Origin of the sequence: Amycolatopsis tolypomycina (assembly GCF_900105945.1) — a bacterium.
Classification (GTDB): Bacteria; Actinomycetota; Actinomycetes; order Mycobacteriales; family Pseudonocardiaceae; genus Amycolatopsis; species Amycolatopsis tolypomycina.
The window spans coordinates 236,234-260,665 of record NZ_FNSO01000002.1 but is presented as its reverse complement, the minus strand read 5'-3'; the positions used below and the strand labels follow the sequence as shown (position 1 = coordinate 260,665).

Below are 24,432 nucleotides of genomic sequence, written 5' to 3'. Positions count from 1 at the left end.
GCCGGGAACCGGGGAGCGGGCAGGATCACGTCCTGTGTCCGCCTCGCCGGTTCTCCAGCCGCTGAGCCGCCGCCTGCGCGCGCTGCCCGCCGCGGGGGTCGACGTGGCGCTGGCCGTGGGCGTGGCGGTGGCCGGGCTGTGGCCGTTCTTCTCCCGCGTGAACCCGGCCGGCGGGCCGTGGCACACCTGGGGTGTCGTCGTCGTCCTGGCGGCGGCCGCGGTCCTGGGGTGGCGGCGGCGGTTCCCGGTCGCGGTGCTGCTGTGCGGCCTGGTGGGCGCCTGGGCCTACGACTTCGCCGGGAACGTCCCGGCCCAGCCCGTCTGGTACGGCGTCCTGATCGCGCTCTACACCGTCGCCGTGCGGTCGGCGCCGTGGCCGCGGGTCGCCGCACTGGTGGTCACGGTCGGCGGGAGCCTGCTGACGGCGTCGTCGGAAACGGCGTTGCGCAGCGGGATCCTGTTCGTCGCCGCCTACGCGATCGGCCGGGTCGCGGTGGCGTCCCGGGAACGGGCCGAGTGGCTGGAGCGCGAGCGCCTCGCCGAAGCAGCGCGGGCGGCGGAACGGGAACGCGCCCGGATCGCCCGCGACATGCACGACATCCTGTCGCACGCGGTCAGCCTGATGGTCGTGCAGGCGGAAGCGGGCCCGGTGGCGCTGCCCGGTGACCCGGCCCGCGCCGAGGCGGCCTTCGACGCGATCGCGTCGTCCGGGCGGGACGCGATGGCCCAGCTGCGCCGGATGCTCACCGTGCTCAAGACCGACGACGGCCCGCACGCCCCGCAGCCGACGCTTGCGGACCTGCCGCGGCTGGTGTCGGGCGCGTCCGGAGCGGGGACGGACTTCACCTTTTCGGTCTCCGGGGAGCCGGGCGAGCTCACGCCGGACGCCGAGGTCGCCGCGTACCGCATCACGCAGGAAGCCCTCACCAACATCGTCAAGCACGCGGACGCCCGGCACGCCGGCGTCCGCCTCGACTGGCAGGACGGCACGTTGACCCTCGAGATCACCGACGACGGCCGCGGCACGCCCGGCACCGGCACCGGCGGGCACGGCCTCATCGGCATCCGCGAACGCGCCACCGCGTGCGGCGCCGAAGTGACGGCCGGGCCGCGCCCGGACGGCCCGGGGTTCCGGGTGCGCGTGCGGTTCGGGGCGCGGGCATGACCGTGCGGGTGGTCGTCGCGGACGACCAGGACCTGGTGCGCGCGGGCTTCGCGATGATCCTCGGCGCGCAGCCGGACATCGAGGTCGTCGCGGAGGCGGGCGATGGCGCCGAGGCGGTCGAGGCGGTCCGCGCCCACGCGCCGGACGTGCTGCTGCTCGACATCCGGATGCCCCGGATGGACGGCATCGAGGCGGCGAAGATCGTCTGCGCGTCGACGTCCTGCCAGGTCCTGATGCTCACGACGTTCGACCAGGACGACTACGTGTACGAGGCGTTGCGGGCGGGCGCGAGCGGCTTCCTGCTCAAGGACGTCCGCCGCGACGACCTGGTGCAGGCGGTCCGGGTGGTCGCGGCCGGGGACGCGCTGCTGGCCCCCTCGGTGACCCGCAGGCTGATCGCGCAGTACACGGCCCGCCCGGCAGCCCCGGCCCCGCAGCGGCTCGCGGAGCTGACGGCACGGGAACGGCAGACGTTGACGATGATCGCCCGCGGGCTGTCGAACGCGGAGATCGCCGCGGAGCTGGTGGTCAGCGAGCACACGGTGAAGACCCACGTGAGCAACCTGCTGAGCAAGCTGGGGCTGCGAGACCGGGTCCAGGCGGTGATCGTCGCCTACGAAACCGGCCTCGCCGTCCCGGGTCGTGGCTAGAGCGTCAATCCCGTCAGGACCGTGACCCGCTCCTCGGTGAAGTCCGCCATCGCCGCCGCCGGGCCTTCGCGGCCCACGCCGGAATCCTTGACCCCGCCGTAGGGCATCTGGTCCGCGCGGAAGCTCGGCACGTCGCCGACGATCACGCCACCCACCTTCAACGCGGCCGACACCTCGAACGCCGTCGGAACGTCACGCGTGAACACCCCGGCCTGCAACCCGAAGCGAGACGCGTTGATCCGCGAAACACCTTCGGCCACCGAAGAAACCCGCACCAGCGAGACCACCGGCCCGAACACCTCCTCGGCCATCACCGACGCGTCCTCCGGCACGTCCGCCAGCACCGTCGGCTCCACCGTCGCGCCCGAGCGCCCACCGCCGGTCAGCAGCCGCGCGCCGGACGAAACCGCAGCGGAAACCCAGGACGAAACCCGCGAGGCGGCATCGGAGTTGATCAGCGGGCCGACGTCGACACCGTCCGCTCGCGGATCCCCGGTCCGCAACGCACGCACCTCCGCAACCACCTTCGAGGCCAGCTCGTCGTAAACCGACGAGTGCGCATAAACCCGCTGCACCGAAATGCACGACTGCCCCGCCTGGTACATCGCGAACGTCGCGATCCGCTGCGCCGCGAAGTCCAGGTCCGTCCAATCCGGACAGACGAGCACCGCGCCGTTGCCGCCCAGTTCCAAGGCCACGTGCTTGCGGGGGACGCGGTCGCGGATCGCCCAGCCCACCGGGACCGAGCCGGTGAACGACACCACCGGCAGCCGCGGGTCCTCGACCAGCCGCGACGACGTCTCGTTGTCCACCGGCAGGATCGACCACGAGCCTGCCGGGAGGTCCGCCGAAGCCAGGATTTCGCCCAGCAGCAACGCCGTCAGCGGTGTCGCCGGCGCGGGCTTGAGCACGATCGGGGCGCCCACCGCGATCGCCGGGGCCACCTTGTGCGCCACCAGGTTCAGCGGGAAGTTGAACGGCGTGATGCCCAGCACCGGGCCGCGCGGCACGCGCCGGACCAAGGCCAGCCGGCCGGTGCCGCCCGGGTCCGTGTCGAGCCGCTGCAGCTCGCCCGAGAACCGGCGGGCCTCCTCCGCCGCCCAGCGGAACGTCGACACCGCGCGCCCCACCTCGCCGCGCGCCCACTTCAGCGGCTTGCCCGACTCCGCCGTGATCAAGGCCGCGATCTCTTCGGACCGCTCACCCAGCGAACGGGACACGTGGTCCAAGGCCCCGGCACGGACGTGCGCGGGCAGCGTCGCGAACTCGTCGGCGACGTCGGCCGCCGCCTGCACCGCCGCCTCGACGTCGGACGGCGAAGGCACGAAGTGCGACCCCGCCTCGGAGCCGTCGAACGAGTGACGGACAACAGCGGTCGCCCCGGCGGTCACCGGCTTCCCGGCGACCCAGAACGGGAACGTCATGCGCGGGCCTCCGTCCGGACGGCGTACTCGAGCACCGAAAGGCCCTCGTCGAGCAGGTCGTCGGCCAGCGACAGCGGCGGCAGCAGCCGGACGACGTTGCCGTACGTGCCGCAGGTCAGCACCACCACGCCGGCGCGGTGACACGCGGCCGCGACGCGTTTGGTCAGGTCGGCGTCGGGCTCCGACGTGCCGGGGCGGACGAACTCCGCGGCCAGCATCGCGCCGCGCCCGCGGACGTCGCCGATCACGCCGGTTTCGGCCGCCACTGCCCGCAGCCGCGGCAGGACCGCGCCCTCGATGCGCTTCGCCGACGCGGCCAGGTCCTCGTTCTGCATCGTCTCGATCGAGCCCAGCGCCGCGGCGCACGCGATCGGGTTGCCCCCGTACGTGCCGCCGAGACCGCCCGGCGGGACCGCGTCGAGGAGCGAAGCGCGGCCGGTGACGGCGGACAGCGGGAGGCCGCCCGCGATGCCCTTGGCCGTCGCGATCAGGTCCGGTACCACGTCCTCGTCGGTGGACGCGAACCACGAACCGGTGCGGCAGAAGCCCGTCTGGACCTCGTCGGCGACGTACACGACGCCGTTTTCGCGGCACCACGCGGCAATCGCGGGCAGGAAGCCGCGTGCGGGCTCGATGAAGCCGCCCTCGCCCTGGATCGGCTCCAGCACCACCGCGGCGACCTGGTCGCCGCCGATCTGCTTCTCGATCCGGTCGATGGCCAGCGCCGCGGCCTCGGGACCGGACAGGCCGTCGCGGAACGGGTACGAGCCCGGCACGCGGTAGACCTCGGGCGCGAACGGGCCGAACCCGTGCTTGTAGGGCACGGACTTCGCGGTCATGCCCATCGTGAGGTTGGTGCGGCCGTGGTAGGCGTGGTCGAACACGACGACGGCCTGGCGCCCGGTCGCCACGCGCGCGATCTTCACCGCGTTCTCGACCGCTTCGGCGCCCGAGTTGAACAGCACCGACTTCTTCGCGTGGTCGCCCGGCGTCAGCTCGGCCAGTGCTTCGCAGACCTCGACATACCCCTCGTACGGCGTGACCATGAAACAGGTGTGGGTGAACCAGCAGGCTTGCTTGCGGACGCGGTCGACGACGGCGGGCGCGGAGTGGCCGACGTTCGTCACCGCGATGCCGGAGCCGAAGTCGATCAGCACGTTGCCGTCGGCGTCGGTGAGCAGGCCGCCGCTGGCCGAGGTGACGTAGACGGGCAGCACCGAGCTGACCCCGGCGGCGACGGCGTTCGTGCGCCGCTGCTGCAGTTCCCGCGAGAGCGGGCCGGGGATTTCGGTCTGCAGCCTGCGCTGCCGAGGGGCCGGGGCCTGCGGCTCGGCGGTGGTGCTTGCGGTCACGGCGTCTCCTGGGGATGTCGGTGGACGTCCTCAGGATGAGCGGGGCGCCGCCCCGAGTCAGCTGGTCATTCTGCACAACTCGGCGCGTAGAATTGGCCGTTATGGCACTCACGCTGGCCGGCCTGGCCGCCGAGCGCCCGCTCGGGCTGCGGGTGCTGACCGGCGACGACGACCTCGACCGCCCGATCGGCTGGGTCCACCCGACCGAGCTGACCGACCCGCAGGCCTTCCTCGAAGGCGGCGAGCTGCTGCTCACCACCGGCCTGGCCCTGGACGAGGAGACGGCACCGGCCTACGTGCGCCGTCTCGTGGCCGCCCGCGTCGCCGGGCTCGGCTTCGGTGTCGGGCTGAGCCACGCCGAGGTCCCGCGGGCCCTCGTGGCGACGGCGGCCGAGGTCGGCCTGCCCGTGCTGGAGGTCCCGCGGAAGACGCCGTTCATCGCGATCACCCGCGCGGTCTCGCGGGCGGTGGCGGCCGACGAGTACGCGGCGACGGTGCGGATCGGCCGCGCCCAGCAGGAGCTGACCCGCACGGCCGTCGGCAAGGGCGGCCCGGCGGGCGTGCTGCGCAAGCTGGCGAAGCTCGTCGACGGCTGGGTGCTGCTCTTCGAACGCACAACCGTCACCGAAGCGGCTCCGGCGAGCGCGCGAGCGTACGGCGAGCCGCTGCGCGAAGAGCTGGAGCGGCTTCGCACCGGCACTCGGGTCGTGTCGCTCGACGGGCAGGAAGTCGTGCTGCAGACCCTCGACACCGGCACGCGGCGGGTGCTCGCGGTGGGCGCGCCGCTCGACACCGCGGGGCGGCACATTGTCAACACCGCGGTCTCGGTGCTTTCGCTGGCGCTGGAACAGGATCGCGCGCAGGCGGCGGCCCGGGCGGCGCTGCGGACCGGGCTGGTCGAGCTGCTCGTGGGCGGCCAGGCCGAACTGGCGCTGCGCGTGCTGACCGCGACCGGCGGGGAGCCGCCGGAACCACCGTGGTCGGTGCTGGTGTTCCTCGGCCCGCCCGCGGCCCGCCGCAAGCTGCTCGGCGCACTGGAGGGAGAGCTGTTCGCGGCGAAATCCGGCGGTTCGGTGGTCGTCTTCGGGCCGGCGAGCGTGGTCGAGCCGGCCGCCGGGGCGGCGCTGCGGATCGGCGGCCTGCACGGCGGGGTGGCGGGGCCGGTCGCGCCGGGGGATTTCGCGGCCGGGCTCGAGCAGGCCGAACTGGCGGCCCAGGCGGCGGAGGCCGGGGGCAAGCTCCTGATCTCCGCGGCCGAGCACACCGGCCGCGGCCTGCTGTCCCTCATCGACCCCGAGGTGGCCCGCGTCTACGGCGAGAACCTGCTGGCCCCGCTGCGCCGCCACGACGAAACCGGCCGCGGCGACCTGGTCGATTCCCTGCGTTGCTGGCTCGAGCACCACGGCCACTGGGACGTCGCGGCCGCGCGCCTCGGCGTCCACCGGCACACGCTGCGGAACCGGATCACCAAGGCGCAGGAGCTGCTGGGCCGTGACCTGGACTCCCCGGGCGTCCGCGCCGAACTTTGGGTGGCCCTGCAAACCTGAGCACCACGACGGGCGTCTTCGGGAGGTGACCTGGAAACGCGCGGCTGTCGTGGCTGTCGTCGTGCTGCTCGCGCTGGGCGGTGCGGCGTTCCTGCCGTGGACGGCCGACCACTTCGGCTACGCCCGGCCCGGCGACGGCGGGCTGCCGTCCCGCATCCACCACGCCGGCCGGGACTACCGCGGCGGCGGACCCTGTTTCGGGGCCGACGAAACGGCCCTGACCCGGGTCGGCGAGGTGGGCACGTTGTTCGGGGCGAGCCACCCCGTGTTCACCACCCGGCCGGTGCCCGAGCCGCCTCCGTTGACGCTTGTCGTGCGGGACAGCCCCGGCTGCTTCGTGGGCTACGCGCTGCAGGGCGGCCCTTAACCGCCGGTCACCAGCACGATCGGCGAGTCCCCGCAGCGGCGCAAGCCCGGCCCCGGCTCCGCCCCCGCCGACCACCACGCCGGGACGTCGGCCTCGCGAACCAATGACCCCGTCGGCTGCCGGACGCTGTTCGACACGATCACCCGCCCCTGGGCGTTGAGCAGCGCCGCCCCGCGCCCGAGCGAACGCAGCCGCGGCCGCACCGCGCGTTCGAACTCGCGCACGTAGACGTCGGCGCCCACGACACCCGCGAACGAACCCGAGAGCAGCACCGGGATCGTGAACGTCAGCGTGTACTCGTCGGTGCACAGGTAATCCACGTACGGGCCGTTGATGTGCCGCCGCCCGGTGTCGCGGGGGACCGTGAACCACGACTGGCGCGTGTAGTCGAGGAAGTTCTCGCTCGCCGGGTCGAGGCTGATGAACAGCTGGGACGGCTCCGAAGAAGAGCCCGTCCACCACTCGAAGCCGAACTCCGCGTCCGTCAGCACTCGGGGTGCGCCGACGAAGCCCGCGCCGACGATCAGCCCGCCCAGTGCCTCGGTGACCTGCGGGCGGATCCGGGGCAGCGCGGCCGTGGCCGGACTGTCCGCCAGCACCGACTCGGCGGCGGCCAGCAGGGGCTTGAGCCGCTCGAAAACCCCTTCCACCAACGCGGAAACCTGCTCGACGACCTCGTCGCCGGCCAGCGTGCGGGTGTCGTTCACGGTGCTCACCTCGATGCGCGGAGTAGCGGAAGTCTAGGACGTGAGCAGGTCGAGGTGCACGTCCGCGAGCCGGTCGAGCGCGCCGAGGACGTGCTCCTCGGTGAGCTTGCGGGCCAGTTCGCTGTCCGCGGCGGCGATCGCCGCGGTGATCGCCGCGTGTTCGGCGCACGAAGGTGCCGCGGGCCCGAGCGGCAGCCACAGCAGCCCGCCCAGCTCGCTCTGCAGGTGGACTTCTTCGTGGGTCAGCCGCGGGGACTGCGCGGCCGCCGCGACCTCCAGGTGGAACTGCCGCTCCGCCCGGGTGAAGCCGATGCCGTGGGCCGTGCCGAGGTCGTCGGTCGCCAGCCGCAGCCGGGCGATGTCCTCGGGCGAGCTGCGCTCGGCGGCGAGCTTGGCGGCGGCCCCGGCTATCGCGAGGTAGTGGTCGCCGACGTCGCGCAGGTCCGACAGCGACACCTCGCGCAGCCGCGCGCGCCAGGCGTCCGACGGCGGTTCGGCCGGCGCGCGGACGAAGCTGCCGCCGCTGCGCCCCCGCCGCGTCTCGACCAGCCCCTGCTGCCGCAGGGCCACCAGGGCTTCCCGGACCGTCACGGTCGAGACGCCGAACTGCGCGGCCAGGTCGGCCTCGCTGGGCAGCTGTTCGGCGTCGGCGAGCAGGCCGAGCGTGATGGCGTCGACCAGCCGCGCCGCCACCGCCTCCGCCCGGCCGACCTGGCCGAGCGGAGCGAACATGGCGGATCGCGCGCTGTGCGACATGCCCTGGCGCATCGTGTCCCTCCGGCCGGTACCCGTTCGCACCAATCTTGCCCCATGCCCTTGTCCTATTACATATGGAGTCATATGTTTTAACTCCCCGTGAGCACCGAGGAGTAACCCGTGCAGGAGCTCAAGCACTACGTCGGCGGCGCGTACGTCGAGTCGAAGTCCGGCCGGACGGCGGAGATCGCCGACCCCGTCACCGGCCGCCCCTACTGCACGGCCCCGATCGCCGGGCCCGAAGACGTCGACAACGCACTGCAGGTCGCCGCGACCGCGTTCGAGACCTGGCGGGAAACCACCCCCGCCCAGCGCCAGCTCGCCCTGCTCAAGCTCGCCGACGCCCTCGAAGCCCGCGCCGAAGACCTGGTCAGGACCGAATCCGCCGACACCGGCAAGCCGGTCGCGCTGACCATGGCCGAAGAAATCCCGATGGTCCTCGACCAGGTCCGCTTCTTCGCCGGAGCCGCGCGCGTGCTCGAAGGCCGCGCCGCGGGGGAGTACCTGGAAGGCCACACGTCGTTCGTCCGCCGCGAGCCGGTCGGCGTCTGCGCGCAGGTCACGCCGTGGAACTACCCGCTGCTGATGGCCATCTGGAAGATCGCGCCCGCGCTCGCCGCCGGCAACACGGTCGTGCTCAAGCCGTCCGACACCACCCCGGCGTCGACGCTCCTGCTCGCCGAGATCGCGGGCGAGTTCCTCCCGCCGGGCGTGTTCAACGTGATCTGCGGCGACCGCGACACCGGCCGCGCGCTGGTCGAGCACGACATCCCGGCCATGGTGTCGATCACCGGCTCGGTCCGGGCGGGCATCGAGGTCGCCCGCAGCGCCGCCAACGACGTCAAACGCGTGCACCTGGAGCTCGGCGGCAAGGCGCCGGTCCTCGTCTTCGGCGACGCCGACCTCGAAGCCGCCGCCGAGGCCATCGCCGTCGCCGGGTACTTCAACGCGGGCCAGGACTGCACCGCCGCCACCCGCGTCCTGGTCGCCGACGACGTGCACGACACCTTCGTCGCCGCCCTCACCCGCCAGGCCGAGCACACCAGAACCGGCAGGCCCGACGACGAAGATGTGGCGTACGGCCCGCTGAACAACGCCGACCAGCTGGCAAAGGTGGCCGGCTTCGTCGACCGGCTGCCGGACCACGCGACCGTCCACTGTGGAGGACACCGGGCCGGCGAGGAAGGGTACTTCTACGAAGCCACCGTCGTCTCCGGCCTGAAGCAGGACGACGAGGCGATCCAGAATGAGATCTTCGGTCCGGTCATCACCGTCCAGCGGTTCTCCGGCGAAGCCGAAGCCCTGAAGTTCGCGAACGGTGTCCAGTACGCCCTCGCGTCGTCGGTCTGGACCCGCGACCACCAGCGGGCGATGCGCGTCGCCGCGAAGCTCGACTTCGGCTGCGTCTGGATCAACACGCACATCCCGCTGGTCGCCGAGATGCCGCACGGCGGGTTCAAGAAGTCCGGCTACGGCAAGGACCTCTCGCTCTACGGCCTCGAGGACTACACGCGCGTCAAGCACGTGATGAGCGCCTGGTGAGGCCGGCCATCCGGCTTTCCGGGCTGCGCAAGCACTTCGGCGACGTCCACGCGGTCGACGGCGTCGACCTCGACGTCCCGCCCGGCGAGTTCTTCGCCATGCTCGGCCCGTCCGGCTCCGGCAAGACGACGGTGCTGCGCCTGATCGCCGGGTTCGACCTGCCGACCGAGGGCACGATCGAGCTCGACGGCCACGACGTGAGCCGGCTCCCGCCGTTCGCGCGGGACGTCAACACGGTGTTCCAGGACTACGCGCTGTTCCCGCACATGAGCGTGCAGCAGAACGTCGAGTACGGCCTGCGCGTCAAGCGCGTCCCGAAGCGGGAACGCCGGGAACGCGCGCTCGAAGCGCTGAAGACCGTACGGCTCGACGACTACGGCTCCCGCAAGCCCGCGCAGCTCTCGGGCGGCCAGCGCCAGCGCGTCGCGCTCGCCCGCGCGCTGGTCAACCGGCCGAAGGTGCTGCTGCTGGACGAACCGCTGGGCGCGCTCGACCTCAAGCTGCGGCAGGCGATGCAGCTGGAGCTCAAGCAGATCCAGCGGGACGTCGGCATCACGTTCGTCTTCGTCACCCACGACCAGGACGAAGCCCTGACCATGAGCGACCGCATCGCGGTGTTCAACGACGGGCGGATCGAGCAGGTCGGGCCGCCGGAAGAGGTCTACGAGCGGCCCGCGAGCGCGTTCGTCGCCGGGTTCGTCGGGACGTCGAACCTGCTGGGCGGCCCGGCCGCCGAGGCCGTGCTCGGCAGGCCGGGGCTGTTCAGCATCCGGCCGGAGAAGATCCGCATCGACGACGACCTGGCCGAACCCGCCGCGGCCGGGCACACCGGCGCGACCGGCACGGTCACCGACGTCGTCTACGCCGGGGCGACCGTGCGGTACTCGGTCACGCTCGACGCCGGGGGCCGGCTCTCGGTCGTCCGGCAGAACACCGACGGAGTCCTGTCGGCCGGGCGCGTCCGGCTGAGCTGGCGGAACGAACACAGCTTCCAGGTCCAGTAGTTCCCTTCGAAAGGGTTGCCATGAAGAACAGGAAGACGCGGCTCGCCGGGCTCCTCGGCGCCAGCCTGCTGTTGGCTGCATGTGGCACGTCCGGCTCGAACTCCGCCGCCCCGCCTGGCGCGCAGGGCTTCACGCCGCCGAAGCTGGAGGCGCTGAAGGCGCTGGGCCAGCCGGAAGGCGCGCTGAACGTCCTCGCCTGGCCGGGGTACGCGGAGAACGGCTCGAACGACCCGAAGGTCGACTGGGTGACGCCGTTCGAGCAGCAGACCGGCTGCAAGGTGAACGTCAAGCCGTTCGGCACGTCCGACGAGGCCGTGACACTCATGAAGACCGGCCAGTACGACGTCGTGTCCGCCTCGGGGGACGCGTCGCTGCGGCTGGTCGCCTCCGGGGACGCCGAGCCGGTGAACACCGCGCTGGTGCCGAACTACGCCGACGTCCAGCCGTTCCTCAAGGACAAGTCGTGGAACAGCGTCGGCGGCGTCTCCTACGGCATCCCGCACGGCTGGGGCGCGAACCTGCTGACCTGGCGCACCGACAAGGTGACGCCGGCGCCGACCTCGTGGTCGGTGGTGTTCGACGCGAACTCGCCGTACAAGGGCAAGGTGATCGCCTACGACTCGCCGATCTACCTCGCCGACGCCGCCCTGTACCTGATGGCGCACCAGCCGGACCTGGGCATCAAGAACCCGTACGCCTTGGACGACAAGCAGTTCACCGCCGCGGTGAACCTGCTCAAGCAGCAACGGCCGCTGGTGAGCGAGTACTGGTCGGACTACCTCAAGGAGTCGCAGGCACTGAAGAACGGCGACGCCGTCGTCGGCGCCGCCTGGCAGGTCACGGTCAACCTGACCAAGGGCGAGGGCGCACCGCTGGAGGCCGCCGTGCCGAGCGAAGGTGCCACCGGGTGGTCGGACACCTGGATGGTCGCGGCGAAGTCGGCGCACAAGACGTGCGCGTACAAGTGGCTCGACTACATCATCAGCCCGAAGGTCAACGCCCAGGTCGCCGAGTACTTCGGCGAAGCGCCGGCGAACACGAAGGCGTGCGCGGAGATGACGGACAAGACGCTCTGCGACACCTACCACGCCGGTGACGCGGCGTACGCGGCGAAGATCGCCTACTGGACCACGCCGATCCCGCAGTGCCTCGACGGCCGCACGGACGTCAAGTGCAAGGACTACGGCGAGTGGACGCGCGCCTGGACCGAGATCAAGGGCTGAGGGTGACCGCCTTCTTCTACCGGAGGCCCAGGCTGCGCTTGGGGCTCCTGCTCTCGCCCCCGCTGCTGTGGCTCGGCCTGGCCTACCTCGGTGCGCTCGCCGCGCTGTTCGTCACGGCGTTCTGGCGCACCGACACGTTCACCGGCCGGATCGTCATCGACTGGTCGCTGGACAACTTCACGACGCTGTTCACCGACGCGGTGTACCGCACGATCACCTTCCGCACGGTCGGGATCGCCGCGTTGGTGACGGTGATCGACGCCGTCATCGCCTTCCCGATGGCCTACGCGATGGCGAAGCTGGCATCGCGGCGGGCGCAGCGGATCCTGGTCATCGCGGTGATGACGCCGCTGTGGGCGAGCTACCTCGTGAAGGCGTACGCGTGGCGCTCGATGCTGTCCGGCAACGGCGCCCTGAGCTGGCTTTCGCCCGGTTACGGCGTCACGGCCACGATCATGACGCTGTCGTACCTGTGGCTGCCGTACATGATCCTGCCGATCTACGCGGGCCTCGACCGGCTGCCGGACTCGCTGGTGGACGCGTCCGGCGACCTCGGCGCGCGGCCACTGAGGACGTTCCGCTCGGTGATCCTGCCGCTGACGTTCCCGGCGATCGTGGCCGGCTCGATCTTCACGTTCTCGTTGTCGCTGGGCGACTACATCGCGGTGAAGATCGTCGGCGGCACGTCGCAGATGCTCGGCAACGTCGTCTACGACAACATCGGCGCGGCCGGCAACCTCCCGTTCGCGGCGACGGTGGCGACCGTGCCCGTCGTGATCATGCTCGCGTACCTGGCCGCCGTGCGCCGCACGGGCGCGCTGGACAACCTGTAGGAGCTCTCGTGCGCAGGCTGCTGTGGACGGCGCTGGGCCTCGGCCTGGCGGTGATCTACTTCCCACTGCTGGTGGTGCTGCTCAACTCGTTCAACGCGGACACGACGTTCGGCTGGCCACCGTCCCGCTTCACGCTCGAGTGGTGGAGCCGCGCGGCGACGAACGAAGGCGCGTTGCGCGCGCTCCGGACGAGCGTCGAGGCGGGCCTGGCGGCGACGGCCATCGCGCTGGTGCTCGGCACGATGGCCGCGTTCGCCCTGCAGCGCTACCGGTTCTTCGGCCGCAACCCGGTGTCGCTGCTGATCATCCTGCCGATCGCGCTGCCGGGGATCGTCACGGGCATCGCGCTGAACAACGCGTTCAGAACCATCCTGGGCATCGACCTCGGCCTGCTGACGGCGATCATCGCGCACGCGACGTTCTGCATCGTGGTGGTGTTCAACAACGTGGTGGCCCGGTTGCGGAGGATGGGCGGCAACCTCGAGGAGGCGTCGATGGACCTCGGCGCGACGGGCTTCACGACGTTCCGGCTGGTGACGTTCCCGATGCTGCGCTCGGCACTGCTGGCGGGCGGCCTGCTGGCGTTCGCGCTGTCGTTCGACGAGATCATCGTGACGACGTTCACCCTGGGCACGGGCCTGGAGACGCTGCCGATCTGGATCTACGACAACCTGTTCCGCCCCAACCAGGCCCCGATCGTGAACGTGGTGGCGGCGGTGCTGATCGTGGCGTCGACGCTCCCGGTGTACTTGGCCCAGCGCCTCTCCGGCGACACGGCTTCGGGTGGGCGTCTCTAGTGGACCGACCGGATCGTGCCGCCGTCGACGCGGATCGTCGCGCCGCTCACGTAGGCCGCCGCCGGGCTCACGAGGTAGCCGACCGCGGCCGCGATCTCCTCGGGCCGGCCCAGCCGCCCGACGTCGTTCGGGACGAGGTCGCGCGCCGCGGCGGCTTCGATGTCCGCCCACTCCGTGCCCCAGCCGTGGGCCGGGGCGATGCCCGTGAGCAGCTCGCGCACGGAGTCGACCAGGATCGCGCCGGGGGAGACGACGTTGGACGTCACGCCGGTGCCGGCGAGGTCCCGCGCGAGTGACACCGCCAGGTTGTGCCGCGCGGCCAGCGTCGCGGTGTAGTGGGGCTGCATGGCCAGGGGCTGGATCGCCAGCCCGCCGCCGATCTGGACGACCCGGCCCCAGCCGCGTTCGCGCATGGCCGGCACGAACCGGTGGATCATCCGGACCGCCGAGACGACGTTGGCCTCGTACATCGCGGTCCAGTCCTTCGGCGTCGCGTCGGTCCACCCCAGGTGGTCGTACGCGCCGGCGTTGTTGACCAGGATGCCGACGTCCCCGGCCGCTTCCGCGACCGCGTCGGCTCCGGCGTCGGTCGACAAGTCGCCCAGTGCGACGCCGGCCGCGCCGATCGACTCGGCCACCTTCTCCGTGCGAGCCGCGTCCCGGCCGTGGACGACCACGGCCGCGCCTTCGGCGGCCAGCAGCCGCGCGATCGCCTCGCCGAGGCCCGCGCTGGAGCCGGTGACGAGCGCGCGTTTACCTGCGATTGCGAGATCCATGAGCACCTTCCGAGGAGGTATACACCTGTAGACTTAGGGCAAGTCTACACTCGTATACATGAGATCCCGCAACGCCGCCGCGACCCGGGAAGCGATCCTGGCGTCCGCGCTCGAAGCGTTCACCCGGGCCGGCTACGACGGTGTCGGCGTGCGCGAAATCGCCGAGTCGGCCGGCGTCACGGCGATGCTCGTCAACCGCTACTTCGGCTCGAAGGAAGGGCTCTTCGCCGAGGTCGTCGAGGCGGCGATGGCCGAACGGACCGTGCTCACCGACGACCCGGCGACCCTCGCCGCGGACCTTGCGGCCTCGCTCGTGCGCCGGACCGCCCCGGACGCCGGGCGGCTCGACCCGTTCCTGCTCGTCCTCCGCTCGGCCCCCAACCCGCGGGCCGCGGAGGTCCTGCGCGCGGGCATCGAGCGGCACGTCGAGAAGCACCTGACCGACCTGCTCCCGGACCGGGAGAAGGCTGGCCCGGCGCTGGTGTTGTCCGTGATCGCCGGCTTCTGGCTGATGCGCGCGCTGGTCGGGAGCACGGAGCTGAACCGCGCGGACGAAGACGTCGTGCGGCGCAAGCTGGAGCGGGTGTTCGCGGTCCTACTCGCGGAATGAGTCCGTCGCCGCCCGGAGCGCCGCCAGGACGCCCGGATCGGTCACCGCGTGCCCGGCTCCCTCGATCAGCTTCAGCTCCGACCCCGGCCACGCCTGGTGCAGCTCGTACGCCGTGACCGGCGGGCACACCGTGTCGTAACGGCCCTGGACGATCACGCCCGGGATGCCCGCGAGCTTGGCCGCGTCCCGGATCAGCTGGCCCTCGTCGAGCCACGCGCCGTGCCGGAAGTAGTGGACGGCGAGCCGGGCGAACGGCAGCGCGAACGCCGGGTCGGCGTACTGGCGGACGAACGACTCCTGCGGCAGCACCGAAACCGTCGCGCCCTCCCACGTGCTCCACGCGACCGCCGCGCGGTGGCGGACCTCCTCCGCCGGGTCGTCGAGCAGCACGGCGTACCCGGCGAGCGGGTCGTCCCGCAGTGACTCCGGCAGCGGCGCGAGGAAGGCCTCCCACTCGCGCGGGAACAGGTGGGCCGCCCCGCCGCGGTAGATCCAGTCCAGTTCGCTCTGCCGCACGGTGAACACGCCCCGCAGGATGATCTCGCTGACGCGCGCGGGGTGCGTCTCGGCGTAGGCGAGGGCGAGCGTCGCGCCCCACGAGCCGCCGAAGAGCTGCCAGCGGTCGATGCCGAGCCGTTCGCGCAGCAGTTCCATGTCGGCGACCAGGTGCCACAGCGTGTTCGCGGTGAGGTCGCCCGCGTCCGGCGTCGACCGGCCCGAACCGCGCTGGTCGAACAGGACGATCCGGTAGGCGTCGGGGTCGAAGTGCCGCCGGGCCATCGGGGCGATCCCGCTGCCCGGGCCGCCGTGCAGGACCACGACCGGCTTCCCGGCCGGGTTGCCTGCCTCCTGGCACCGGATCCGGTGCCCGTCGCCGGTTTCCAGGAACCCTTCGGCGCGGGCGGCGATCGGCGGGTAGAGCTCGTCCATGAGAGTCACTGTGCCGTATGGGAGACCCTACGATGATCTGCCTCACGGAGGTGACACTTGGCCGTAGGGTCTCGGCCATCGCCCCGACGCCCCGCCGCCGAGCGCCGGGACGACGGCCGAGAAAGGTGGGGACCCGCCCCCGCCGCCGGGCTGAGCGGGTCCCCGGTCCGAGGGCGTCAGCCGCAGCGGGCAGTCCGCTCACGCATTTCGATCCTCCTCGTCGAGGGTGCGAAGTTCGTCGTGGCGGCGACGGGCTAAACGCTAAGCCACAAGTCGAACACCAGTCAAGAACATGACTGATGTTCATGGATGTGAACGCCAGCTGTGGAGACGCTGAGCCCCTTGCCCGCGCCTTGCGAAAGGGCCGGTACTTTCGGACTCGGTATTTCGACGGGTCTGCGAAAATGAGGTACGGAATGTCCGCGGTGACCTATGTCGAGGCGATTGTCGTCGGTGCGCTGCAAGGCGTGTCGGAATTGTTTCCGGTGTCCAGTCTCGGCCACGCCATCCTGCTGCCCGCGTGGCTCGGCGGCTCGTGGCAGCGCGACCTGGGCATCGGGAAGGATTCGCCGTACCTCGCGGTGCTGGTGGCGATGCACGTCGCCACCGCGCTCGCGCTGGTCCTGTTCTTCCGCAAGGACTGGGTGCGGATCATCGGCGGCCTCTGGACGTCGATCCGGCATCGCGAAGTCCGCACCCCCGACCAGCGGCTCGCCTGGCTGCTGGTGCTCGCCACCATCCCGGTCGGGCTGGCCGGCCTGCTCCTGGAGAGCCTGCTGCGCGACTTCCTCGGCAAGCCGGTGCCGTCGGCGATCTTCCTCGCGCTCAACGGCGGTGTCCTCTACGCCGCCGAGAAGTTCTCGCGGCGCAAACCCGGCGGAGCCGAAGCGGACACTGTGGACTTCTCGACCGAGGACACCCTGGTCATGCGGGCGGTTTCGGTCGAGGAGGCGACCGACGTCCGGCTGGCGAAGCTGCGCGTCGGCGAGGCCGTGCTGATCGGCGCCGCGCAGATCCTCGCGCTGCTGCCGGGCATCAGCCGCTCGGGCATCACGATGGTCGCCGGCCTGCGCCGCGGGCTGGGCCACGAGGACGCGGCCCGCTTCGCCTTCCTGCTCGCCACCCCGGTGATCCTCGCCGCGGGCGTGCTCAAGATGCCCACGCTGTTCGCCCCCGAAAACCAGGCTTCCCTCGGTCCCGCGCTCGTCGGCAGCGTCATCGCCGGCGTCGCTTCGTACATTTCTGTCCGATTCCTCACGGGATACTTCGAAACGCGCACTCTGACCCCGTTCGCCATTTACTGCGTGGTCGCCGGAATCGGCAGCCTGATCTTCTTCGCGGTCTGAGATGACGTTCGACGCTCCGGCCGTGCTCGGCGTGCTCGTCCTGGGCACGCTCTACGTCCGCGCGGCCCGCGGCCGCGGCTGGCCCCCGGGCCGCACGACGGCGTTCCTCGCCGGGCTCGCGACGATCCTGGTCGTCACGTGCTCCCCGCTGGCGGTGTACGACCGGATGTTCTTCTGGGTCCGCGCGGTCCAGACGGTCACCCTGCTGATGATCACGCCGCTGCTGCTCGCGCTGGGCTCACCCGTCCGGCTGATCCTGGACACCGTCGAGGCGCCGTGGCTGCGGCGGCACGGCCGCGGCCCGCTCGCCCGCGCGCTGACGTTCCCGCCGGTCGTCACCGTCGTCCTGATCGCGCCGGTGCTGCTGCTCTACCTGACGCCGCTCTACGACCTCACGCTGCGCTCGCCGCTCGTCGACGGCCTGGTCCGGGTGGCGCTCGTCGGCGCCGGCTTCACGTACTTCTGGACGCGCCTCGGCCTCGACCCGACGCCGCGCGAGGACCCGCACCTGGTGTCGGTGTGGATCGCGTTCGCCGAGGTCGTCTTCGACGGCGCGCTCGGCCTGGTGCTGTGGCTCGGCCCGCTGCTCGCCCCGGCCCACTACGCGGCCGCGCACCCGGGCTGGGGCCCGGACCCGCGCACCGACCAGATCATCGGCGCGGGCGTGCTGTGGATCGGCGGCGACGTCGCCGGCCTGCCGTTCGTCGTCGCGTTGTTCGTGCGGTGGGCCCGCGACGACGAACGGCGGGCGAAGCAGATCGACGTCCAGCTGGACGAAGAAGGCGCCGAGGCCGGCGCCCTGTGGTGGGAATCCGACCCGGCCCTGGCCGAACGGTTCGGCCGCCGATGACCCCGCCGCCGACCCCCCAGGGCGCACTTTCACGTGAAAGTGCCCCCTGGGTGAGCGGGCACTTTCACGTGAAAGTGCCCGGCCTAGTCGTGGAACGAGTGTTCAGGTGCGGGGAATTCGCCGCGCCGGACGTCCTCGGCGAACGCCGTGGCCGCGTCCTGAAGCACCGTGGCGACGTCGGCGTAGCGCTTGACGAACCGCGCCGCCTTGCCCCGCCGCAGCCCGGCCATGTCCTGCCAGACGAGCACCTGCGCGTCGCAGTCCGGGCCCGCGCCGATGCCGACCGTCGGGATCTTCAGCTCCGCCGTGACGCGCTTGGCGGCCTCGGCGGGCACCATCTCCATCACCACCGCGAACGCCCCGGCCGCCTGCAGCGCCAGCGCGTCGGCGAGCAGCACGTCCGCCGCTTCGCCGCGCCCCTGCACCCGGTAGCCGCCGAGGTTGTGTTCACTCTGCGGGGTGAATCCGATGTGTCCCATGACCGGCACGCCTGCCGCCGTCAGCGCCTCGACGTGCGGGGCGAACCGCTGCCCGCCCTCGAGCTTCACGGCGTGCGCGCGGCCCTCCTTCATGAACCGGATCGACGTCTCCAGCGCCTGCTGCGGCGAGAGCTGGTAGGAGCCGAACGGCAGGTCGGCGACGACCAGGGACCGCTTGACCGACCGGGTGACCGACCGGACAAGCGGCAGCAGCTCGTCGACCGTGACCGGCACCGTCGTGTCGTAGCCGAAGACGTTGTTGGCCGCGGAGTCGCCGACGAGCAGCACGGGGATCCCCGCCTCGTCGAACAGCGCGGCGGTGTACATGTCGTACGCGGTGAGCATGGGCCACGGTTCGCCGCGTTCCTTGAGCTCGCGCAGGTGGTGGACGCGGACCTTCCGGCCCGCGGGCTTGGCCGCGGCAGCCACGGGTGCGGCGGATCCGGTGCCGTACGGGGCGGGTTCTTCGGCGCTGGCAGACATCGTCGTCGACCGTCCTTCCCTCGAGGCCTCGGCGAGGTCCCCGGGTCGTGGAACAGAGGCGTCTCAAAGCGTGACACGCCCCCGGACCGGCGCAGGCGACGTGCGACAAGCTTCACACCCTCGAGGACCACCGGCCGTCAGCCTTCAGGTTGATGACCGGGGACAACCAATCCGGGTTCACTTACGTCAAGAACATGACCCCCGACCGGCCGCGAAAGGCGACGAAACCACCCATGGGAAACCTCGCGAGCCCGCGCCGTCGCCTCCCCGTCTGGAAGGCGAAGGCGGGCGGCATCGTCGCGACCGTGGTCCAGCTGGCCGCGGTGTTCTCGGTGATCCTCCTCTTCGCCGGCGGCGCGCACGGCCGCCTGCTCAACGGCATCGACATGGCCTTCTCCGGCCTGAGCGTGCCGACCAGCGAGAGCCTGGTCATGGTGCTGCTGCTCGTGGTGCTCGGCAGTGCGCTGCGCCGCCGCAAGAAGGCCGCGCTGTACACGCTGGTGCTGTTCCAGATCGGCGGGCTGGTGCTCACCCTGGCCCTGCAGGCCACGCTGCTGTGGTCACCCGAACTGCTGACGCTCGGCCCGAAGCAGGTCCGGCACATCCCCGCCCAGCTGTGGGTGCTGACCGTCGCCGACATCGTCTCGATCGCCCTGATCGTGTTCCTGCTCGCGCTGCGCCCGGCGTTCCCGGCCCGGCTCGCGCCGAGCGCCTGGCGCGACGGCCTGAGCATGCTGTTCGGCGGCTTCGCACTGGTCATCCTGGTCGGCTGGGGGCTGACCGAGGCGTTCCCCGGCCACCTCGGCGACGCGTGGGAGCGCTTCGCCTGGGTCGTCAACCACGCCACCGGCGAGAACCTGCAGCTGCGCCGGATCGGCGTCGGCGAGGGTCCCGCGTGGCTGGACGTGTTCCTCGACCTCAGCGCGACCGCGGTCGCCACCGCGGCGCTGTACCTGCTCTTCCGCGGCGTGCGCAGCCGGGCGCTGCGGACCGACGAAGACGAGCTCCGCCTGCGTCAGCTGCTCGCCGAGCACGGCGAGGAAGACTCCCTCGGCTACTTCGCCACCCGCCGCGACAAGAGCGTCGTCTTCGCCCCGAACGGCCGCGCGGCGGTGACCTACCGCGTGCTCGGCGGCACCAGCGTCGCCAGCGCCGACCCGGTCGGCGACCCGGAGGCCTGGCCCGACGCGGTCCGCGCCTGGCTCGACGAGACGCGCACGTACGGCTGGACCCCGGGCGTGCTCGGGGCGAGCGAACGCGGCGCGAAGACGTACACCGACGCGGGCCTGCGGGCACTGGAAATCGGCGACGAAGCCGTGCTCGACGTCCGCGAGTTCAGCCTGGCCGGGCCGGAACGGCGCTCGGTGCGCCAGGCCGTCAAGCGCATCCAGCGCGCCGGCTACACCTCGCGCGTCCGCCGCCACGGCGAGATCCCCGAAGCCGAGATGACCGAGCTGCTCGCGCGGGCGCAGGCCTGGCGCGGCGCCGAGACCGAACGCGGCTTCTCGATGGCGCTGGGCAGGCTCGGCGACCCCAGCGACGGCCGCAGCGTGATGGTCGAGGCCTACGACGCCCACGGCGAGCTGCGCGGGCTGCTGTCGTTCGTCCCGTGGGGCCGCCGCGGGCTTTCGCTCGACCTCATGCGCCGCGACCGCGACGCCGAAAACGGCCTCAACGAGTACATGATCGCCGAGACCGTCGCGGCCGCCCAGCACCTCGGCGCGCAGCGGATCTCGCTCAACTTCGCGATGTTCCGCGCGGTGTTCTCCGAGGGCGAGCGGATCGGCGCCGGCCCGGTGCTGCGGGCCTGGCGCGGGATCCTGAGCGTGTTCTCGCGGTTCTTCCAGCTGGAGTCGCTGTACCGGTCCAACGCCAAGTACGGGCCCGACTGGGAGCCGCGGTTCCTCTGCTACTCCTCGGCCCGGCGGCTGCCGCGCGTCGGGATCGTGGCGGGCGCGCTCGAAGGGTTCGTCCCGACCGGCCGGGCGCGGTCGCTGCGGCTGGAGACGGTCAGCGAAGACTTCGTCGCCCGCGTCAAGGAGATCGAGGAGTCGGCGGCGACCCCGGCGCCGAAGACCGTGCGGCGGCCCGAGCAGGTCCGCGTCCGGATCGCCAAGCTCGCCAAGCTGCGCGAGGCCGGCATCGACCCGTACCCGGTCGGCTTCCGCCGCGACGACCACATCGGCGACGTCGTGGCGAAGTACGGCGACCTGGCGCCCGATACGAGCACCGGGCACCGGGTCCGGATCGCCGGGCGGGTGCTGAACCTGCGCATCCTCGGCGGCCTGTGCTTCGCCCGCGTCAAGGACTTCAGCGGCGAGATCCAGCTGATGCTGGAGGCCGGCGAGCTCGACCTCACCCGCTGGCGGACCGGTGTCGACCTCGGCGACCACGTCGGCGTCAGCGGCCAGGTCGTCACGTCGAAGCGGGGCGAGCTCTCGGTGCTCGTCGACGAGTGGACGGTCACCGCGAAGTGCCTGCACCCGCTGCCCGACAAACGGAAGGGCCTGACCGACCCGGAGACCCGGGTCCGGCAGCGCTACCTCGACCTGGCGGTCAACCCGGACTCGACGACCATGCTGCGGCTGCGGTCCACTGTGGTCCGCGCGGTGCGCGACCGGCTGCACCACGCCGACTACCTCGAAGTCGAGACGCCGATGCTGCAGACGGTCCACGGCGGCGCCAACGCCCGGCCGTTCGTCACCCACATCAACGCCTACGACATGCGGATGTACCTGCGGATCGCGCCCGAGCTGTACCTGAAGCGGCTGTGCGTGGCCGGCGTCGAGCGCGTCTTCGAGCTCAACCGCAACTTCCGCAACGAAGGCGTCGACGCGACGCACAACCCCGAGTTCACGATGCTCGAGGCGTACCAGGCGTACGCGGACTACGACACGATGCGGACGTTGACGCGCGAGCTCGTCCAGCACGCGGCCGAAGCCGCGTACGGCGCCCAGATCGTGCGACGGCCCGACGCCGACGGGAAGCTCGTCGAGTACGACATCTCCGGCGACTGGCCGGTGGTTCCGGTGCACGAAGCCGTCTCGGCGGTGTTCGGCGAGGAGATCGACTCCGGGACGTCAGTGCCCGACCTGCGCCGCCTGTGCGTCGCGGCGGGCGTGCCGGTGGGGGAGGACCCGAGCCACGGCGACCTGGTGCTCAAGGCGTTCGAGCACCTCGTCGAGGGCGCGACCGTGCTGCCGACGTTCTACACCGACTACCCGACCGACGTCTCGCCGCTGACCCGCGAGCACCGCGTGGACCCGCGGCTGGCCGAGCGCTGGGACCTGATCGCGTTCGGCTCCGAGGTCGGCACGGCCTACACCGAGCTGACCGACCCGATCGAGCAGCGCCGGCGGCTCGAAGCGCAGTCGCTGCGCGCGGCCAGCGGCGACGTCGAGGCGATGGAACTGGACGAGGACTTCCTGCTCGCACTGGAGCACGGCATGCCGCCGACCGGCGGCCTCGGCCTGGGCGTCGACCGGCTGCTGATGATGCTCACCGGGGCGTCGATCCGCCAGACGGTCCTGTTCCCCTTCGTCCGACCGCAGGCATAACGGATCGGTGGACCTGGTCACGGCGACGGGCCGTGGCGCGGCCCGTCGCTTACGCTCTGCCTCGTGCGCACGGCTCGGATCGCCTCGGCCCTCCTGATGGGGGTGGCCGTCCTCGCGTATTCGGGCTGGCTGCTGGAGTTCTTCCTGCCCACCGGCATCTCGCCGGTGCGGGACCCGGCGGAGGCGCTGCTGACCGGGCCGCCGGTGTTCCGCATCCTGCTCGCGGTGTCCGGGGTCGCGTTCGTGCTCGCCGGACCCCCGCTGCACCGGCTCGGGCCGGTCCAGTGGTCGGCGCGGCTCAGCTCGATCTCGGTGAGCGCGTTCGGCGTGCTCGTGCTGCTGCAGGCCGCCTACCCCGAGCGCAGCGACCTGCTGTCGTCGCTGCTCAGCGTGGTGCTGGTGGGCGGGGTGATCAGCCTGATCCTGTGGTGGCCGCCGGGGTGGCGCGCGCTCGCGGTCGCCGGCCTGGTCGTGGTGCTGGCGACCTGGCTGGCCGTCGTGCTCGCCCGGCAGCTGGACGCCTACGAGGGCGTGTTCACGCGCCTCCAGCTCCTGGTCCGCGCGGTGCTGTACGGCGTCGGCGGGACGTACGCCTTCGTCAAGCCGGCACCGCGGCACGCGCACCGATAGCGGGATTCGCCCGAAATTGTCGGTCCCGGGTGGCACGATCGCCGCAAGACATTCCGAGCGGAAGGATCGACATGGCGGGAAACGTGCGCCCGGTGGCCGACGAGCGTGACGGGCTCCTGAGCTTCCTGGAGCAGCAGCGGTACGTACTCAGGTTGGCCGCACACGGGCTGACCGACGAGCAGGCGAGACTCTCCTCGACCAAGAGCACGCTGTCGGTGGGCGGGCTGATCAAGCACGTCGCGGCCACCGAGGACAGCTGGCTGGACACGATCCTGCAGGTGCCGCAGAAGCCGTTCGGCGAGGCGATGGCGGAGTACGAGGACGCCCACCGCCTGCGCCCGGACGAGACACTGGCGGGCGTCCTGGCCCGCTACGACGAGGTGGCCGCCCGCACGGCGGAGGTCATCGGCGGCATCGACGACCTCGGCCGGCCGGTCCCGGTCCCGAAGGGCGTCCCGTGGTTCCCCCAGGACATCGAGGCCTGGTCGGTCCGCTGGGTCCTGCTCCACCTGATCCAGGAGACGGCCCGCCACGCCGGCCACGCGGACATCATCCGCGAGCACGTCGACGGCGCCACGGCGATGCCCCTGATGGCCGCCGCCGAGGGCTGGCCCGAGTTCCCGTTCATCAAGCCCTGGACCCCGGAGTCCCAACCAGCCTGACGGGCCCGGCTCGCGCCCACCCGCGAGCCGCCCCCAGCCCCCCGAGCCGCCCCAGTCACGCGTGTCGACCCCCCAAGCACGCGAGATCGGCCTCCAGTCACGCGAGTTCCGCCTCCAATCACGCGAGTCACGTCCCCAATCACGCGTGATGCCCCTCCGCGCACACCGCCGGCGGCTCAGAACAACGTCGGCTCGTCCGCCAGCGCGCCCTCGATCACGAGCATCCGGCGTTTCGTCCCGACGCCGCCCCGCGCGGAGAACCCGCCGTCCTTGCCGCCGGCCGCCAGCACCCGGTGGCACGGCACGATGATCGGGAACGGGTTGTGCCCCATCGCCTGCCCGACGGCCTGCGCCGACCCCGGCTGCCCGAGCCGGTGCGCGATGTCGCCGTACGTCAGCGTCTTGCCCGGCGGGATCGTCCGCGCGACCTCGTACGCGCGCCGGTTGAACGCCGGCACGCCCGAAAAGTCCAGCGCCACCGACGCCAAGTCCTGACGCGCACCGCCCAGCAGCGCCACGATCCCGTCCACCGCGGCCTGCACCGGCGCCGGCGGCGGCCCCTCGACGGCGTCCGGGAACCGCCGCACCAGCCAGGCCCGCGTCCGCGAAGCACTGCCCTCGGGCAGCGACGTCCCGATCACGACGTCGTCGCGCCAGGCGAGCCCGCACGCGCCGATCGCCGTGTCGAACACCGTGAACCCCGTCGTCATGCCGCTCAGCCTACGACTGAAGAGGGGTACCG

General features: G+C 72.0%; 23 protein-coding genes. 15 read left to right on the top strand and 8 right to left on the bottom strand.

Translation table 11 applies throughout. The features are described from left to right. Nucleotides 1–34: 34 nt before the first annotated feature. Complete coding sequence (locus tag BLW76_RS02715) at nt 35–1,165, top strand: sensor histidine kinase (RefSeq protein WP_208613192.1); 1,131 nt, start codon at nt 35–37, stop codon at nt 1,163–1,165. Then, nucleotides 1,162–1,815, top strand: coding sequence for a response regulator (locus BLW76_RS02710; RefSeq protein WP_091304264.1), 654 nt, complete (start codon nt 1,162–1,164; stop codon nt 1,813–1,815). The genes BLW76_RS02715 and BLW76_RS02710 overlap by 4 nt, the downstream gene beginning before the upstream one ends. On the opposite strand, the gene BLW76_RS02705 is transcribed toward BLW76_RS02710, so the two are convergent. Together BLW76_RS02705 and gabT are read right to left on the bottom strand one after the other, a co-directional pair. Beyond that, a complete protein-coding gene (locus tag BLW76_RS02705) occupies nt 1,812–3,239 on the bottom strand; it encodes an aldehyde dehydrogenase family protein (RefSeq protein WP_091304263.1) in 1,428 nt (475 codons plus the stop codon). The two genes, BLW76_RS02710 and BLW76_RS02705, sit on opposite strands and share 4 nt — an antisense overlap. Further along, nucleotides 3,236–4,591: a 4-aminobutyrate--2-oxoglutarate transaminase gene (gene gabT, locus BLW76_RS02700; RefSeq protein WP_091304262.1), complete on the bottom strand. Its 1,356-nt coding sequence runs from the start codon at nt 4,589–4,591 to the stop codon at nt 3,236–3,238. The genes BLW76_RS02705 and gabT overlap by 4 nt, the downstream gene beginning before the upstream one ends. Before the next feature lie 101 nt (nt 4,592–4,692). On the opposite strand from gabT, the gene BLW76_RS02695 reads away from it, so the two are divergent. Together BLW76_RS02695 and BLW76_RS02690 are read left to right on the top strand one after the other, a co-directional pair. Beyond that, on the top strand, nt 4,693–6,138 hold the full coding sequence (locus tag BLW76_RS02695) for a PucR family transcriptional regulator (protein ID WP_091304261.1): 1,446 nt from the start codon (nt 4,693–4,695) through the stop codon (nt 6,136–6,138). Nucleotides 6,139–6,163: 25 nt separating this feature from the next. Continuing rightward, complete coding sequence (locus BLW76_RS02690) at nt 6,164–6,505, top strand: hypothetical protein (protein ID WP_091304260.1); 342 nt, start codon at nt 6,164–6,166, stop codon at nt 6,503–6,505. On the opposite strand, the gene BLW76_RS02685 is transcribed toward BLW76_RS02690, so the two are convergent. Further along, a complete protein-coding gene (locus BLW76_RS02685; protein WP_091304727.1) occupies nt 6,502–7,212 on the bottom strand; it encodes a cache domain-containing protein in 711 nt (236 codons plus the stop codon). The two genes, BLW76_RS02690 and BLW76_RS02685, sit on opposite strands and share 4 nt — an antisense overlap. A gap of 33 nt (nt 7,213–7,245) precedes the next feature. Then, a complete protein-coding gene (locus BLW76_RS02680) occupies nt 7,246–7,980 on the bottom strand; it encodes a FadR/GntR family transcriptional regulator (RefSeq protein ID WP_091304259.1) in 735 nt (244 codons plus the stop codon). A gap of 108 nt (nt 7,981–8,088) precedes the next feature. Here BLW76_RS02680 and BLW76_RS02675 point away from each other — a divergent pair, with 108 nt between their 5' ends. The 5 genes from BLW76_RS02675 to BLW76_RS02655 are packed head-to-tail and all read left to right on the top strand — an operon-like array spanning nt 8,089 to nt 13,367. Next, the gene (locus BLW76_RS02675; RefSeq protein ID WP_091304258.1) at nt 8,089–9,510 is read left to right on the top strand and encodes a gamma-aminobutyraldehyde dehydrogenase; all 1,422 of its coding nucleotides are present in this window, start codon (nt 8,089–8,091) and stop codon (nt 9,508–9,510) included. Next, complete coding sequence (locus BLW76_RS02670) at nt 9,507–10,514, top strand: ABC transporter ATP-binding protein (RefSeq protein WP_244170025.1); 1,008 nt, start codon at nt 9,507–9,509, stop codon at nt 10,512–10,514. The genes BLW76_RS02675 and BLW76_RS02670 overlap by 4 nt, the downstream gene beginning before the upstream one ends. A 20-nt stretch (nt 10,515–10,534) precedes the next feature. After that, complete coding sequence (locus tag BLW76_RS02665) at nt 10,535–11,737, top strand: ABC transporter substrate-binding protein (RefSeq protein ID WP_091304256.1); 1,203 nt, start codon at nt 10,535–10,537, stop codon at nt 11,735–11,737. 2 nt (nt 11,738–11,739) lie between these two features. After that, entirely contained in the window at nt 11,740–12,570 is an 831-nt protein-coding gene (locus BLW76_RS02660; RefSeq protein ID WP_091304255.1) for an ABC transporter permease, read from the top strand. Nucleotides 12,571–12,578: 8 nt separating this feature from the next. Further along, the gene (locus tag BLW76_RS02655; protein ID WP_091304254.1) at nt 12,579–13,367 is read left to right on the top strand and encodes an ABC transporter permease; all 789 of its coding nucleotides are present in this window, start codon (nt 12,579–12,581) and stop codon (nt 13,365–13,367) included. Here BLW76_RS02655 and BLW76_RS02650 read toward each other — a convergent pair. Next, on the bottom strand, nt 13,364–14,143 hold the full coding sequence (locus tag BLW76_RS02650; protein WP_091304253.1) for an SDR family NAD(P)-dependent oxidoreductase: 780 nt from the start codon (nt 14,141–14,143) through the stop codon (nt 13,364–13,366). The two genes, BLW76_RS02655 and BLW76_RS02650, sit on opposite strands and share 4 nt — an antisense overlap. Before the next feature lie 58 nt (nt 14,144–14,201). Here BLW76_RS02650 and BLW76_RS02645 point away from each other — a divergent pair, with 58 nt between their 5' ends. After that, nucleotides 14,202–14,753: a TetR/AcrR family transcriptional regulator gene (locus BLW76_RS02645; protein WP_091304252.1), complete on the top strand. Its 552-nt coding sequence runs from the start codon at nt 14,202–14,204 to the stop codon at nt 14,751–14,753. Here BLW76_RS02645 and pip read toward each other — a convergent pair. Continuing rightward, entirely contained in the window at nt 14,739–15,683 is a 945-nt protein-coding gene (gene pip, locus BLW76_RS02640) for a prolyl aminopeptidase (RefSeq protein ID WP_091304251.1), read from the bottom strand. The two genes, BLW76_RS02645 and pip, sit on opposite strands and share 15 nt — an antisense overlap. A 416-nt stretch (nt 15,684–16,099) precedes the next feature. Here pip and BLW76_RS02635 point away from each other — a divergent pair, with 416 nt between their 5' ends. Beyond that, nucleotides 16,100–17,029, top strand: a complete 930-nt coding sequence (locus BLW76_RS02635) for an undecaprenyl-diphosphate phosphatase (protein ID WP_091304250.1) — start codon at nt 16,100–16,102, stop codon at nt 17,027–17,029. A gap of 1 nt (nt 17,030) precedes the next feature. After that, on the top strand, nt 17,031–17,879 hold the full coding sequence (locus tag BLW76_RS02630) for a cytochrome c oxidase assembly protein (protein ID WP_091304249.1): 849 nt from the start codon (nt 17,031–17,033) through the stop codon (nt 17,877–17,879). Between the two features lie 83 nt (nt 17,880–17,962). Here BLW76_RS02630 and panB read toward each other — a convergent pair whose 3' ends face one another. Next, nucleotides 17,963–18,841, bottom strand: a complete 879-nt coding sequence (panB, locus tag BLW76_RS02625; protein ID WP_091304248.1) for a 3-methyl-2-oxobutanoate hydroxymethyltransferase — start codon at nt 18,839–18,841, stop codon at nt 17,963–17,965. A gap of 233 nt (nt 18,842–19,074) precedes the next feature. Between panB and lysX the strand changes: the two genes are divergently transcribed. From lysX to BLW76_RS02610, 3 genes are all read left to right on the top strand, one after another. Beyond that, nucleotides 19,075–22,398 carry a bifunctional lysylphosphatidylglycerol synthetase/lysine--tRNA ligase LysX gene (lysX, locus tag BLW76_RS02620; RefSeq protein WP_091304247.1) on the top strand — a complete coding sequence of 1,108 codons (3,324 nt, stop codon included), beginning with the start codon at nt 19,075–19,077 and terminating at the stop codon, nt 22,396–22,398. A gap of 63 nt (nt 22,399–22,461) precedes the next feature. Further along, the gene (locus BLW76_RS02615; RefSeq protein WP_244170024.1) at nt 22,462–23,028 is read left to right on the top strand and encodes a hypothetical protein; all 567 of its coding nucleotides are present in this window, start codon (nt 22,462–22,464) and stop codon (nt 23,026–23,028) included. 71 nt (nt 23,029–23,099) lie between these two features. Further along, complete coding sequence (locus BLW76_RS02610) at nt 23,100–23,690, top strand: DinB family protein (protein WP_091304246.1); 591 nt, start codon at nt 23,100–23,102, stop codon at nt 23,688–23,690. Between the two features lie 176 nt (nt 23,691–23,866). Here the strand turns inward: BLW76_RS02610 and BLW76_RS02605 are convergent, their stop codons facing one another. After that, a complete protein-coding gene (locus tag BLW76_RS02605) occupies nt 23,867–24,400 on the bottom strand; it encodes a methylated-DNA--[protein]-cysteine S-methyltransferase (RefSeq protein ID WP_091304245.1) in 534 nt (177 codons plus the stop codon). Between the last annotated feature and the right edge of the window lie 32 nt (nt 24,401–24,432).

Coding starts and splice junctions, on each gene's coding strand:
- BLW76_RS02605 (WP_091304245.1), bottom strand. CDS start 24,400: ATGACGACGGGGTTCACGGTGTTCGACACGGCGATCGGCGCGTGCGGG.
- BLW76_RS02610 (WP_091304246.1), top strand. CDS start 23,100: ATGGCGGGAAACGTGCGCCCGGTGGCCGACGAGCGTGACGGGCTCCTG.
- pip (WP_091304251.1), bottom strand. CDS start 15,683: ATGGACGAGCTCTACCCGCCGATCGCCGCCCGCGCCGAAGGGTTCCTG.
- BLW76_RS02710 (WP_091304264.1), top strand. CDS start 1,162: ATGACCGTGCGGGTGGTCGTCGCGGACGACCAGGACCTGGTGCGCGCG.
- panB (WP_091304248.1), bottom strand. CDS start 18,841: ATGTCTGCCAGCGCCGAAGAACCCGCCCCGTACGGCACCGGATCCGCC.
- BLW76_RS02630 (WP_091304249.1), top strand. CDS start 17,031: ATGACGTTCGACGCTCCGGCCGTGCTCGGCGTGCTCGTCCTGGGCACG.
- BLW76_RS02695 (WP_091304261.1), top strand. CDS start 4,693: ATGGCACTCACGCTGGCCGGCCTGGCCGCCGAGCGCCCGCTCGGGCTG.
- BLW76_RS02650 (WP_091304253.1), bottom strand. CDS start 14,143: ATGGATCTCGCAATCGCAGGTAAACGCGCGCTCGTCACCGGCTCCAGC.
- BLW76_RS02665 (WP_091304256.1), top strand. CDS start 10,535: ATGAAGAACAGGAAGACGCGGCTCGCCGGGCTCCTCGGCGCCAGCCTG.
- BLW76_RS02645 (WP_091304252.1), top strand. CDS start 14,202: ATGAGATCCCGCAACGCCGCCGCGACCCGGGAAGCGATCCTGGCGTCC.
- BLW76_RS02680 (WP_091304259.1), bottom strand. CDS start 7,980: ATGCGCCAGGGCATGTCGCACAGCGCGCGATCCGCCATGTTCGCTCCG.
- BLW76_RS02635 (WP_091304250.1), top strand. CDS start 16,100: ATGTCCGCGGTGACCTATGTCGAGGCGATTGTCGTCGGTGCGCTGCAA.
- lysX (WP_091304247.1), top strand. CDS start 19,075: ATGGGAAACCTCGCGAGCCCGCGCCGTCGCCTCCCCGTCTGGAAGGCG.
- BLW76_RS02705 (WP_091304263.1), bottom strand. CDS start 3,239: ATGACGTTCCCGTTCTGGGTCGCCGGGAAGCCGGTGACCGCCGGGGCG.